The 13,445-nt window shown below is 62.3% G+C and carries 10 protein-coding genes; 6 read left to right on the top strand and 4 right to left on the bottom strand.

The genetic code is table 11. From position 1 onward, the window contains the following. Positions 1–48 precede the first annotated feature (48 nt). The 5 genes from AC1RUK_RS25485 (at position 49) to AC1RUK_RS25465 (ending at position 7,299) form a co-directional block, all read left to right on the top strand. Positions 49–2,136 carry a hydantoinase/oxoprolinase family protein gene (locus AC1RUK_RS25485; protein ID WP_481839394.1) on the top strand — a complete coding sequence of 696 codons (2,088 nt, stop codon included), beginning with the start codon at positions 49–51 and terminating at the stop codon, positions 2,134–2,136. A gap of 13 nt (positions 2,137–2,149) precedes the next feature. Further along, positions 2,150–4,354, top strand: a complete 2,205-nt coding sequence (locus AC1RUK_RS25480; RefSeq protein WP_481838442.1) for a hydantoinase B/oxoprolinase family protein — start codon at positions 2,150–2,152, stop codon at positions 4,352–4,354. Then, positions 4,351–4,842 carry an acetone carboxylase subunit gamma gene (locus tag AC1RUK_RS25475; protein WP_481838443.1) on the top strand — a complete coding sequence of 164 codons (492 nt, stop codon included), beginning with the start codon at positions 4,351–4,353 and terminating at the stop codon, positions 4,840–4,842. The genes AC1RUK_RS25480 and AC1RUK_RS25475 overlap by 4 nt, the downstream gene beginning before the upstream one ends. Before the next feature lie 103 nt (positions 4,843–4,945). Further along, positions 4,946–5,773, top strand: a complete 828-nt coding sequence (locus tag AC1RUK_RS25470) for an SDR family NAD(P)-dependent oxidoreductase (RefSeq protein WP_481838444.1) — start codon at positions 4,946–4,948, stop codon at positions 5,771–5,773. Between the two features lie 242 nt (positions 5,774–6,015). Continuing rightward, positions 6,016–7,299: an O-antigen ligase family protein gene (locus AC1RUK_RS25465; RefSeq protein ID WP_481838445.1), complete on the top strand. Its 1,284-nt coding sequence runs from the start codon at positions 6,016–6,018 to the stop codon at positions 7,297–7,299. 17 nt (positions 7,300–7,316) lie between these two features. Here AC1RUK_RS25465 and AC1RUK_RS25460 read toward each other — a convergent pair whose 3' ends face one another. The 3 genes from AC1RUK_RS25460 to AC1RUK_RS25450 form a co-directional block, all read right to left on the bottom strand. After that, entirely contained in the window at positions 7,317–8,420 is a 1,104-nt protein-coding gene (locus AC1RUK_RS25460) for an acyltransferase family protein (RefSeq protein ID WP_481838446.1), read from the bottom strand. A gap of 179 nt (positions 8,421–8,599) precedes the next feature. Then, positions 8,600–9,763, bottom strand: a complete 1,164-nt coding sequence (locus AC1RUK_RS25455; RefSeq protein ID WP_481839395.1) for a polysaccharide biosynthesis/export family protein — start codon at positions 9,761–9,763, stop codon at positions 8,600–8,602. Positions 9,764–9,957: 194 nt separating this feature from the next. Then, positions 9,958–10,635: a sugar transferase gene (locus AC1RUK_RS25450; RefSeq protein ID WP_404275008.1), complete on the bottom strand. Its 678-nt coding sequence runs from the start codon at positions 10,633–10,635 to the stop codon at positions 9,958–9,960. A 610-nt stretch (positions 10,636–11,245) separates the two neighbouring features. Here AC1RUK_RS25450 and AC1RUK_RS25445 point away from each other — a divergent pair. Continuing rightward, positions 11,246–11,518, top strand: a complete 273-nt coding sequence (locus AC1RUK_RS25445; RefSeq protein WP_481838447.1) for an exopolysaccharide production repressor protein — start codon at positions 11,246–11,248, stop codon at positions 11,516–11,518. A 33-nt stretch (positions 11,519–11,551) separates the two neighbouring features. On the opposite strand, the gene AC1RUK_RS25440 is transcribed toward AC1RUK_RS25445, so the two are convergent. Further along, the gene (locus AC1RUK_RS25440; RefSeq protein ID WP_481838448.1) at positions 11,552–13,441 is read right to left on the bottom strand and encodes an ABC transporter ATP-binding protein; all 1,890 of its coding nucleotides are present in this window, start codon (positions 13,439–13,441) and stop codon (positions 11,552–11,554) included. Between the last annotated feature and the right edge of the window lie 4 nt (positions 13,442–13,445).

Raw genomic sequence — 13,445 nt, 5'->3', positions numbered from 1 at the left:
CCCATCGTTGGCAATCCTATCGTCATCGGTATCGACGCCGGCGGCACCATGACCGACACGATCCTTGTCGATCAGGACGGCCACTTCAAGATCGGCAAGTCGGCGACCACGCCGAAGAACGAGGCCGAAGGCTTTCTTGCTTCGGCCGAGGACGCGGCAGACGCCTGGGGCATCTCGCTTGAGGCGCTCTTCTCGGGTGTCAACGTCGTGCTCTATTCAGGCACTGGCATGCTCAACACGCTGTTGTCGCGCACCGGGCGCCGGCTCGGCCTGATCACCACCAAGGGCCTCGAGGACATGATCCTCATGGGTCGCGGCCTGCAGGCCTGGGCCGACTATTCCTATGCCGACCGGCTGCACGCGGTGACGCATCACCATCCCGATCCGCTGGTGCCGCGCCGCCGCACCCATGGCGTCACCGAACGCATCGACCAGTTCGGCGACATCGTCCTGCCGCTCTATGAGCACGAGGTTTCCGCTGCCGCGAGAAAGTTGATCGCAGACAAGGTCGAGGCGATCTGCATCATGACCATCTTCTCGCACGTCAATCCGGCGCACGAGAGGCGCATCGCCGAGATCTGCCGCGACGAGATCGCCGCCGCCGGCGCCGACATCCTCGTCTACACCAGCCACGAGGTGCGGCCGGTCATCCGCGAGCAATCGCGCCTGAACTCGGTGCTGATCGAGGCCTACGCCACCTCGCGCGGCCGCAAGCAGCTCAAGGGCATCGAGGACGTCTCCAAGAAATACGGCTTCAAATATGGCGTGCAGACGCTGCTTTCCTTCGGCGGCCTGACCTCGATCAACCATCCGCGCCTGCACGAAACCATGATCTCCGGCCCGATCGGCGGCATCCTCGGTGCTGCCTATGTCGGCAAGCTGATCGGCAATGATTCGCTGATCTGCTCGGACATGGGCGGCACCTCCTTCGACATGGGCGTCATCACCCGTGGCCAGACGCGTATCGAGAACGAGCCGCTGATGGACCGTTTCAAGCTCAACGTGCCGACGCTGCATCTCGACACGATCGGCGCCGGCGCTGGCATGATCCTGAAGGTCGATCCGCTGACGAAAAAGGTCTCGCTCGGACCGGAAAGCGCCGGCTCCGATCCCGGCCCGATCTGCTTCGCCAGGGGCGGAACCGAACCGACCATCGCCGATTGCGACGCCATTCTCGGCCGGCTGAACCCGCATTACTTCCTCGGCGGCAAGGTCGTGCTGCAGGTCGAGAAGGCTCGGCAAGCCTTTGAGGAGAAATGCGCCCGCGTGCTCGGCGTCGGTGTCGAGGAGGCGGCCGAAGGCATGATCGATATGCTCGAGGCCGACGCCAACAATGCGCTGCGGCGCGTCATCTCCGGGCAAGGCATCCACCCGTCGGAGTTCACGCTGCTGTCGTATGGCGGTTCGGGCCCGCTGCACCTTGCCGGCTGCTCGCGCGGCATCGGCTTCAAGGACATCATCACCTTCCAGTTTGCCGCCGCCTTCTCCGCTTTCGGCTGCACGACGGCCGATTTCATGCGCCGCCATTCGGTGTCGACGCAGCACGACATCCCCTCGCGCGCCGACGAAGCGACGCTTGCGGGCTATGGGTCGAAGGTCACGGCGGTCTGGAACGACCTGACCAGGGCGGCAGTCGACGAGATGATCGCCGACGGCCATGCCCGCGAGAAGATCAAAACCGTGCCGTTCCTGATGATGCGCTACACCGGCCAGCTCGAGGATGTCGAAGTCATGGCACCGCTCGCCGAGGTCAACTCGGCCGAGGACATGCGCAAGGTTCTCGACGAGTTCGAGGCCGTCTACGCCAAGGTCAACCATCGCGTTTCGCGCTATGGCGAGGCGGGCTTCACCATCACCGAACTCGGGTTGATCGCCACTGCCGACAAGGTCAAGCCGGTGCTGCTCAAACGTCCGCTGGGAAATTCAAATCCCGCCTCCGCCCACAAGGGCGTGCGCGAGGCTTATATCGCCGGGCGCTGGCACAAGGCCAATCTCTACGAGATGGACCTGCTGCAGCCCGGCCATGAAGTGATCGGCCCGGCCATCATCGAACACCCCGCCACCACGCTCGTCGTTCATCCGCGAGACTGCGTCTTCGTCGATGAATGGACGCTGCTTCACTATTCCCATGCTTGAGAGGGCAACCGCCATGTTGGACAAACCTGCCTCTGCCCTGCGCCTTCGCGAAAGGCTGCTCGATTCCGAGCGATTGATGGAAGAGACCGGCTGCTATGATGGTATCACCGAACTCTCGCTGCGCAATCAGGATCCGCTGAAATTCGAGACGCTGCACACCAAGCTGCGCGCCTATTGCGTCTCGGCGCGCGAAATGGCGCGCCGCATCTCGGCCTCGCCCGGCGTGCGCGAGGTCGGCGAGATGGTGGTGGCGATCTATACTCCCGAAGGCGACGCCATCGCGCTCTCCAACGGCATCATGGTGCATATCCACACGATGAGCCGCTTCATCAAATGGATGATCAGGAACAACTACGAGGACAACCCGCGCATCCGCGAAGGCGACATCTTCGCCAACAACGACGCCTTCATCGGCACCGTGCAGGTGCCCGATGTGATGGACGTGGTGCCGATCTTCCATGAAGGCATTTTGGTCGGCTGGGCCGGCGCGGTCTGCCACGAACTGGAAGCCGGTGGCATCACGCCCGGCGGCGATGTCTGCCTGGCGCAGGAGCGCTTCACCGAAGGCCTGTTCGTCTGCGCCGAGAAGATCGGTGAGAATGACGAGATTCGCCGCGACTACGTCATCCGTTGCGAGCGCAATCTGCGCATGCCGATCTACTGGGTGCTGGACGAGAAGGCCAAGGTCGCCTCCTGCATCGACATGCGCGAGAGCGTCAAGCAGCTGATATCGGAAATCGGCCTCGACTACTGGATGAAAGTGTCGAAGGAGTTCATCGAGGAAGGCCGTCGCGCCCAACTCGCCCGCACGCGCCAACTCACCGTGCCCGGCATCTATCGCGGCCACACTTTTTATGGCCACGTCACCGCCGGCAAGCCGGGCTTCCAGCCGCTCGGCGATCCCGACTGGCTCTACAACATCCCGATCGAGATGGAGATCGGCACCGACGGCAAGATCACCATGGACTTCGAGGGCACCCAGCCATGGGGCTACCATTCGATGAACTGCACGCCGGCCGGCATGGATGGCGGCATGTTCGTGACGCTGACGCAGCACATGAACTTTGAGGGCCTGGTCAATGACGGCGCCTGGATGGCGACCGAACTCAAACTGCCGCATGGCACCTGGACGAACCCCGACAACGAGATGGTGGCGACGGCAACGTCATGGGCGCTGCTGCTGCCGGCCTATGGCGTGTTCCAGCGGCTGCTGTCGCGCAGCTTCGTCGCGCGCGGCTATGTCGAGGAAGCTTTTGTCGGCCAGGTCAACAGCCCGATGATCGAGATGGGGGGCGAAAGCCAGTACGGCACGCCGTTCGGCATGGCGCATTTCGAATGCGCCGCCGCCGGCTCCGGCGCGCTCGCCATCAAGGACGGGCTCGACACCGCCTATGTCGGCTGGAACCCGGAATCCGACATGGGCAACATCGAGGTCTGGGAACAGTCGATGCCGATGGTCTATATCGGCCGCTCGATCGTCCCCAACTCGGGCGGCGCCGGCAAATATCGCGGCGGCTGCTCGTTCATCTCGACCTGGCTGATCAACAAGACCTCGCATCTCAGGTTGCACACGTCGGAGCACTCCTCGCGCGTGCTCGACAATGGCGGCATGTGCGGTGGCTATCCGGCGCCGACCTGCCAGAAGCATCGCGCCGTGCGCAATTCCAACATCCATGAACTGGCTGCCAGGGGTGAACCGCTGGCGCATGCGCCGGGCACCGATCCGCATGTCTCGGACTATGAGAGGAACATCGGCGGCGACCATGTCGTGGTCGAGGGCCCCTACATCAGCGCCCCGCACAAGGAAGGCGACATTTTCAGCCATTCCTACAATGGCGGCGGTGGCTATGGCGACGTGCTGGAGCGCGACCCGATCAAGACGGCATGGGATGTCGAGAACGGCTTTCTCACCCGCGACGCGGCGGACCAGGTTTTCGGCATCGTGCTGAAGGACGATGGGGAGGGCTATCCGGTCGCCGATATCGGCGCGACCGTCAAACGCCGCGCCGCCATGCGCAAGGAGCGTTTGGCCAAGGCCATACCGGTGGCGGACTGGATCGCCGCCGAGCGCAGCCGCGTCGAAAAGGCCGACTTCGCCCTGGAGGTGAAGAAAATGTATGCCAGCGCGATCAAACTATCGCCGCGCTTCACCAGGGATTTCAGCGACTTCTGGAACGTCGACGCCAGATCGATCTTCACGCCGGGAACAAAGCCATGACCTCATACAGCAAGGAAATCATCCGCGATCTGGCTAGCGGTCAACTGCCTTGGCCGCAGACACGGCGCATCATGAGCGCCTACAAGGACGAGGACCGTTTCTTCAAGATGGTCGCCGTCCATCAGGATCGTGTCGCCTGGAAGGATCCGATCCTGTTGCCGGTCAGCGATCATCTGTTCATCTGCCAGAGCGGCGATGAGCGGATAACGCGATGCGAATGCGGCCATTCCTTCGGCGACTACCGCCAGAACTGGAAGCTGAAAGCAGCGATCCATGTTCGCAACACCGAAGAGACGCTGCGCGAGATCTACCCCAACAGCGATCTGCCGGATCCAGAATGGATGGAGATCCGCGAGTTCATCTGCCCTGAATGCGGCACGCTGCACGAGGTCGAGGCCGCGGCACCCGGCTATCCGATCGTGCATGATTTCGAGCCGGATCTGGAGGGCTTCTACCGCGATTGGCTTGGCCAGCCGCTGCAGCCTTGACCAGGCCGGTTGCCGGGCCTTGGATGGATCGCAGGTCGTCACCGGCTCCATATGATTGTCGATGGCGGGCTGCCTTGCGGTGTGATTGCGGAGGACCAGTTCGATGACCAATCTCTCGGGCCGCGGCGCCATCATCACGGGCGGTTTCTCCGGCATGGGCTTCGCTATCGCCACCGCGCTTGCCAGGGCCGGGGCCAATGTCGCCGTCGGCTCCTACGTCGCCGCGCCGGGCTCGGGCAGGACCGACGCCGCCTATTATCCTGGCGCCGAGGAGATCGAACGGGTGCGCTCGGCTCTGGCGGCGCATGGCACAAGGGTCCACGCCGCGCATCTCGACGTGCGCGACAGCGGTCTCAGCAATCGCTTCGTGGCCGAGGCGGAGGCCGCGATCGGGCCGGCCGACATTCTCGTCAATGCCGCCGGCACCACCGCCGAGCAGCCGGTCTGCGGTCATTCCGACGAACTCTGGGACAAGATCGTCGACACCAACCTCACCGGCGCCTTTCGCGTCACCCGCGCCGTGCTGCCGGGCATGATCGGGCGCGGCTGGGGCCGCATCGTCAACATCGGCTCGACCGCGGCCTCCGTCGGCTGGAAGGACAATCCGGCCTATTGCGCCTCGAAGGCCGGCCTGCTCGGCCTGACCCGCTGCGTGGCTCTGGAAGGCGCGCCGCACGGCGTCACTTGCGTCATGATCAGCCCGACCTGGGTGGAGACCGAACTGATGCGCCGCAACGTCGCGCAAGTCGTCGAGCGGGAAGGCAAGGGCCGCACGCCAGAGGAAGCCATGGCCGAAATCGCGCGCGGCAACCCGCAGCAGCGCATGCTGCAGCCGGAAGAGATTGCGGCACTTGCCGTCTTCCTATGCTCGGACGCGGCCAGGGGCATCACCATGGAAAACATCCAGGTCACCGGCGGCGCTTTGTGGTAATGCCCGCCCCAGGGTCGGTTCCGGCCCTATGGGGCAAGCGCGCCGCATTAACGCCATTCCCCTGTTGCAGGATGGCGCGCAGGTTCTTCCCGTTTTGCCCGCGACAACATTTGTCATTGAGTGAGGGGCGATAGAACGGTAGGTTATGTTGCACTGCACAATGGGCGCCCAGATCGGGGTCCGGACCAGCCTTTGACAGGCCCAGCCGTCAAGGCTCAGTGGATGAGAGATCCGGTAGGGATATGAAGATTCCAAAATCCTTGTTGATCGATCCGGAGAAGAGTGTCGTCTACGGCACCTTCGCCGTCGCCGTTTCGATCTTTGCCTTCGCCTACTCGACCAATTTCGGCAAGGTTCTCATCCTCGCCTACTACGCGGTCTGGCTTCCGCTCATCCTTGTCGATTACCGGCGGTTTTTGCGGCATCTCTCCGACGCCTGGCTGCCGCTGCTGTTTGTCGCCTATGTCTGCTTCTCGGTCTTCTGGTCGCATGCGCCCGGCACGACCGCGAGAGCGTCGCTCCAGTATTTCTCGCATGTGCTCTGCGCCTACGTCGCCGCGCGCACGGTCAATGTGCGCACATTGGTGGTGGGTTCCTTGATCGGGATCTTCTTCGTCCTGCTCTATTCGCTGCATGTCGGCGCCTATGCGCTCGACACCATCGATGGGACCACCAATTTCGTTGGTGCCTTCGGCTCCAAGAACCAAGTCGGCTTCTTCGCTTCGCTTGGCATCTATCTCTGCTTCGTCTTTGTCGTCTTCTACCGGCGCGGCTGGCCAAGCCTGGTCTGGACGGCGCCGATCGGCCTGCTGTCGCTTTACATGCTGGCCATCGCCCATTCCGCCACCTCGGTGGCGTCGCTGCCGGCGGGGCTGGCGGTCGTTATCCTGCTTGGCATGAGCAAGGTGCTGTCACGCCGCTACAGGCGGGTGCTGTTCGCGGTCGGCGCCTTCACGCTGGTCGGGGCGATCATGGCGGCGCTCAATCTTGGCCTTGTGGATTTCGTGCTCGGCATCTTCGGCAAGGATTCGACGCTCACCGGGCGAACCTATCTCTGGGAACAGGGCTGGGAGGCCGCCCAGCAATTTCCGGTTCTCGGCTATGGCTATGCCGCCTATTGGGTGCAGGGCTTCGCCGAGGCCGAACGGCTGTGGGCCGAGTTCTACATCACGACCCGCACCGGCTTCCACTTCCACAACACCTATATCGAGACCTTGGTCGAACTCGGCTTTGTCGGGGTGACGCTGATTGCGTTGGTCATCCTGCGCGCCTTCTATGGACACGTATCGTCCGTGATCTTCCGCGACTGGCGCGCCGATTCGGTCGTCCTTGCCGGCGCGGTCGGCCTCATGCTGCTCCGCTCCTTCTTCGAGGTCGAAATCCTCGGGCCTTATTTCGCGGCCTCGTTCGTCGTCTATTACAGCCTGTTCAAGCTGCGCGAAGTGCCGGTGGTGCGGCCGCAACGGTCGCCTATTGCCATCCAGGAAGCGAAAACCGCAAGCGGCGGAATCCACGCAATAGGTTAAGGGGCCAGCCGCGACGCTCAGGCGATGGCGCGCGAACGCTGCATCTGCCGTTGCAGGAACCGCCGCACCGGCTCGTCATAGAGGCGGGTTGCGATATCGGCGATGACGATCACCGCAAGCGCCATGACGATGCCGAACCAGGGATGGTTGGCGAACGGATCTATGGAGACGGCCTTGCCCGCCCCCGCGATGATCATCAGCATCGGCGTGTGGATGATGTAGATCGGGTAGGAGATCCGCCCGAGCCAGCCGTAGACCCTGGCAAGGCCTGGACGGGTCGGCGCTACGGCGCCAATCGTGACCAAGAGCGGAAACAACAGCACGACGCAGATGAGATCGTAGGGCGCGCGGCCGGCGCCTGTCGGCGCGATGGCAAAGACCACCAGTGTCAGGACCATCGCCATCTCGACCCAGTAGCCTTTCTGCAGGAACCCGAGACTCCCCTGGATGCTCCCCATCGACCGGCAAAGCAGCACGCCCAGAAAGAACGAGAAGGTGACGCGCGGCAGGCCGCTGGCGATGGTCTGTCCGGTCATGCCGAAATCGAGCGTGCCGGCCAGCACCGCGGCAAGGATGAGCAACGCCAGGCTGCCGGCGATCAGCACCGCCAGCAGCCTTTTCGACAGCACGAAGAACAGCAGCACATAGGCAATGTTCACCAGCAGCTCGAAAAACAGCGACCAGGAGGCGGGATTGAGCGGAAAGATGGTGTGATAGGCATCGCCGACCAGCGGAATGAACAGCATGCCCGTCGTCAGCATGACGGCAATGTCGGAGACCGGCAGATATTCGGCCGGTATCAGCCTGTTCTTGATCACCAGATAGAAAAAGCCGAGCAGCGTGCCGGCAAGGTAGAGCGGATAGAGGCGGATCAGCCGGATCAGCAGGAAGCTGCCGATGCTCATTCCGGTTTCGATCTTCCTGTCATAGGCGTGCGCGATGACGAAGCCGCTGAGCAGGAAGAACAGGTCGACCGCAAGGTAGCTCGACGGCAGCACCTTGCCGTCGGAGATGAATGGCGAGAAGTGGTAGAGCATCACGCTGATCGCCGCCACGCCGCGCATCGCGTCGAGATTGAGGTACACGTGACGGGGTGCCGGCTGCATTATGGGGGCCTTCATCAGCGGATCGCTGCGCGACGTCTACAGCGGCTCTCCTGCGCCCGGCTGGGCGGCACTCGATGCTGCCTTCTCAACTCCTGCCGGCCGGCATCGATGACGCCGGGCCGTTGCCTACCGGCTGACCATTGTCATGCCTAGTGGCTGACTATGTCATGCCTACTGGCTGACGATTGTCACGCCTACTGGCTGGCCATCGGCGCCAGCTTGACCTTGATCACGTCCCCCGGCAGCACCGGCGTGTCCTCCTTGGCGGCGATCTCGCTTGTCTTGCCGTCGACAACGCGCACCAGCGAATAGAGGAGGGTCGGTTCTTCGCCGCTTGTGATAGCAGCCGTCGTTGCCGGATCCGTTGCCTGGGCCATCAAGCCTTTTTGCATGCCCACCCTGAGCGCAGCCTCGTTCAGATCGGCTTCGGTCTGCTGCCGGTCGGCGGCGAGCTTCGAACTCAAGGTGTTTTGGGCATCGATGGCATCCTGCGCCGCCTTGCTGATCGACTGCTTGGCGGTGAGGATGGCCGTTTCGTAGTCCAGGATCTTGCCCTGCAGGTCGGCGACGGATTGCTGCGAATCCAGCAGTCGCGAATTGTTGACCAGACCCTTTTGAGCCAGCGGACCAATGTTGCTGAGCTGTTTCTGCGCCAGATCGACCTGCTTCTGCTGGTTCACGATCTTCTGCTGCAGCGATTCGATTTCAGACTGCAAAACGCTCTTCAGCTCGTCGAGCGCCTGCAGCTTCAGCTTCAGAGCCTTCTGGTCGGAGGTGAGGATCGTCATCTCGTCGGCGACGATGGCCTGCAACCGCGGATCGCCCTCGACCTCCTTCGGCGCGTCGAAAGTCGTCTTGCCGGCCAGATCGGCATCGATGCGGGCGCGTTTGACCACCAGCCGAACCCGCTGGTCGTCGTAAATGTCAAAGTTGCCCTTGGCGGTGACCAGGTCCTTACCGAGCTGGGAGCCGAGATCGCTATTGCGGCGGATGCCGCCGGCAACGCTGATCGCCTTGAGCACTGTCAGCTCTGGGACGTAAGGAAACTGACCAGGCGACTGCACTTCGCCCGAAATGTAGAACGGCCGGAACTGCACCATTTCCACGGATGCTTCCGGCTTGTCCGCAAGCGCCAGCTTACGCTGCAGGGCTTCGCTGATCGTCGCCGCGATCTCGGCGGTGGTCTTGCCGGCGGCGGGCAATTCGCCTGCGAAAGGCACAGAGAGTGTTCCGCCGGGGCCGACCGAATAGTCTCCGTTGACCGCCGACCAGTCACGGAACGTGCCTTCGACGGTCTGCCATTCCGCGATGCGGATGTTGAGCTTGTCCTGCGGTCCAAGCTGGTAGTCGCCGGCCATGGCCGGGACCGAAAGCGAGAGCGCCAGGCAGGCTGCGATGAGCCGTACCGGCGCCGTGGATCTGCTGCGAAGAAGTCCGACGATGTCTGTTTTCAACTGAACGTTTCCGATCCGCTTTGCCCCCACCGCCCGATGAGTTCGCTGCTGGCCGAAGGCGGCCGCCTCGGTGCAAGACCGGCCGTGCGAGACTGACTCTAGTAGGAGCCGCGCGACATCCACACCGCAGGCACGGTCTTGACGATGATGCGAACGTCCTCGAACAACGACCAGTTCTCGACATAGTGGCGATCGAACGCCACGCGGGTGTCATAGGAGACGTCGTTGCGGCCGCTGACCTGCCACAGCCCGGTCAGGCCGGGGCGCGACTTCAGATAGTAGACGGCGGCGCTGCCGTAGATCTCCAGTTCGTCGCGCACGACGGGACGAGGTCCGACGAGGCTCATGTCGCCCTGCAGGATGTTGATGATCTGCGGCAGCTCATCGAGGCTGAGCTTCCTCAGCACCGCGCCGACGCGGGTGACACGCGGGTCGTTCTTCAGCTTGCGCGTCGCAATCCATTCGGCATTCGCTTCCGGATTGGCGGCAAGGTAAGCAGCAAGCACGCGCTCGCCGTCCGGGACCATGGTGCGGAACTTGAGGCAGGGGAATACCCGGCCGCCGCGGCCGATACGTTTGTGGCCATAGAAGATCGTGCCGCCGTCCGACAGCTTGACCAGAAGGGCCACCATCACGAACAGCGGGCTGAGTAGTACCAGGCCGACCAGTGAGCCGACAATATCGAAACTGCGTTTGAGCAGGCCGCCGATGGGTGGCGGAAAATCAATGCCGACCTGCGAAAACCCCGCATTGGCCGACTTGGCGACGTCCCTCATGCTTAAAGCTCCATACGTTGAACGAATGGTTTACGGCACGATATCAAAAAAATGCTGCAGCGCAACACACAATTTCCCATCACGGTGAAATAGTCACGTCATGAATTGACTAAATAATAAACGCGCTCTGCCCAAAAATTCGCCTTTGTGGCACGTTTGTGACAATTTATGAGCAAGTGCCGAAAATGTAGTGCTTTTTTGGGGCCGATTTTGGGCAAATCGTTCTTCGCGGCAAAGCGCAGAGCACTAAATTGCTTAAGATTCGCCGAATGACCTGGGTTATGTGCATAAAATACTAATTAACATTGTAGCTTTTACTGCGGCAGAATCCATTTCCTGCTAATCGCTATGGTACCTGTGTGTGCGTCGCAGCATGACAGAGTCGATCCCGTCGGCCCGCTCAAAATTATTTGCGGTTGGCCTTGCCGACAGTTTCACGCCTTAATAGAAGTCGCAAATTGTTCCTGCTAGAGTTTGGATAGGTTTGGAAAGGCCGGAAGCAACCGGTCGAAAGTGGGCATCAGAATAAGCTCACGTGGCGCATGGGGAGATACTCGGGTGGGTAAGTCGTCGCTTTTGCATGCTCGCGTCGGTTGACGGGACGACGGGCATGTCACTACCAAAATTCATCATAGGAATGGTTTTCGCCATCGCGATCGTGGTCGCGTGGTCCTATTTCGATGGCGCTTCGCTGGGCATGACGCTGCTGCGTGCCATCGCTTGCGCCGTCATCATTCAGCTTGGCTACTTTCTGCTGGTCTTCGTCATGGTCGCCAGGAGCGCCCCGACGCCAGCCGACAAAGCACGCGAAGCCGAACGAAATCTGGGCCTGGACCAGACGGCCAAGAACGAGAAGTTCAGCGCCAGGCGAAGCATTCACTGATTTTTGCTTCGCTGCGCGGTGGCCAAATCGTCCTCAGCGAACGTCGGCGGTCTGTCTCTCGGCCTGCTCGCCTGACAGCATTCGGGACAACCGGCTGCCGGATTTCTGCTTCAGCCGCTGATATTGGCCGACCTCCACGATCCGGCCATTCTCGATCGCTACGACCCAGTCGGCGAAGGCGATCATCGACGGCCGGTGCGCAATGGTCAGGATGGTCATGCGGCCGCGCAACCCGTCGATCGACTTGGCAATCAGCGACTGGTTTTGCCAGTCGAGCGCGCTGGTCGCCTCATCGAGGATGAGCAGGGAAGGGCTGCGCAACAGCGCGCGCGCCAGCGCAATGCGTTGGCGTTCGCCGCCCGAGAGCCGGACGCCCCGATCGCCGACCACCGTACCCAGCCGATTTTCGAGCCGTTCGACGAAGTCGGCTGCATGCGCCGACCGCAGCGCCGTCCACAGTTCGTCGTCGCTGGCCTGGGGCGCGGCAAGGCGCAAATTCGCGGCGATCGTATCGTGCAGCAGGAACACGTCCTGCGGCACATAGGCCACCTGGTCGCGCCAGCGCCGGCGGTTCTCCGCCCCGATCTCGACGCCGTCGGCGAGGATCTTGCCTTGCGTCGGTTCGAGCAGGCCAAGCAGCATGTCGGCGATCGTGCTCTTGCCCGATCCCGAAGGGCCGATGAGGGCGGTGACCTTGCCGGCGGGAAGGCCGAAGGTGATGCCGCTCACCACCGGTCTGCCGCCCCCTTCGCCATCCCCGGGTGCTGGGGAAACGCCACCATAGGCGAACGAAGCATCGCGTATGTTGAGCCCGACATCGAGCGCCAGCCTGGCGCCTCCTGTCGCTTCGCTGCTTGCCGGTTCGCGCTCCGCGTCGAATTCGCGCTCCGCGTCGAAGCGCGTCTGCAGGTCGCGCATCGAGGCATAGGCAGGCAGATTGATCAGCACCTGCTGCGCCTGGGTCTGCATGTCCATGAAGCGCGGCGCGATGCGCATGAAAACCAGCAGCAGCACGACGATCTCGGCCAGCGAAAGCTGGAAGCGAACCAGTGCGATATAGATGAACAGGCTGAGCCCGACGACGCTCGCCACCTGGAACAAGGCGGTGCCGATCGTTGAGTTGCGCACATAGTTGATGTTGTCGGCCTTCATCTTTTCGAGGGTCGCCTGCAGCTGCGCGAAATAGCTCGCCTCGACATTCAGGCTCTTGGCCACCTTGATGCCGCCGAGGAATTCCGAGACCGTGCGGTACTGATCCTGGCGATTGGTCGTCACCACCCGGCCGAACGCCGTGGCCCGGGTGCGAAATGGCCGCAGCGCGACGAACATCAGCACGCCGATCACGATGGCGAAGCCTGTCATCACCGGCGAGATGAACAGCGATATGACGAGGTAGCCTGCCAAAAGCACGCCGATCTGCGCCAGCATAAGCAACGAGAATGCCGCGGCCTGCACGCGGTCTATGTCGCCGGTGAGCGCGTGGTCGAGATCGGAACTGCGCATGCGCGAGAAGATGCCCCAGCGCGCCTTGCCGATGCTCTCGAACAGATTCATGCGCAGGCGGTTGATAAAATCGAACAGAAGCCTGGCCATGTAGACGGACTTGAAGCGGTTGAAGGCCGCCTGCAGCGCGACAAGCCCGACCAGCGCGCAAAGCACCGTCGTCAGTTGCAATGTTCCGTCAGGCACCAGCCAGCGCACGAGGTCGTTATCCGGCAGTCTGACCGCGAAATTCTGCTCGGAACGCCCCACCAATTGCAGCAAGGGGATGAGAAGCAGGATCGAGATGCCTTCGGTCAGGCTTCCCAGGACCAGGAACAGCAAAGCCGTCCAGGTCCGCCGCCCGCCGATCCTGGCAATGACGCCGGCAAATCCGGCGATTTCCCGAAAGAGCGACAAGCGAAGGACGGATGATCCCGGCATGCTC

It is taken from the genome of Mesorhizobium monacense, assembly GCF_056781675.1.
The sequence above is the reverse complement of the archived record's forward strand: the minus strand, read 5'-3'. Positions and strand labels throughout refer to the sequence as shown.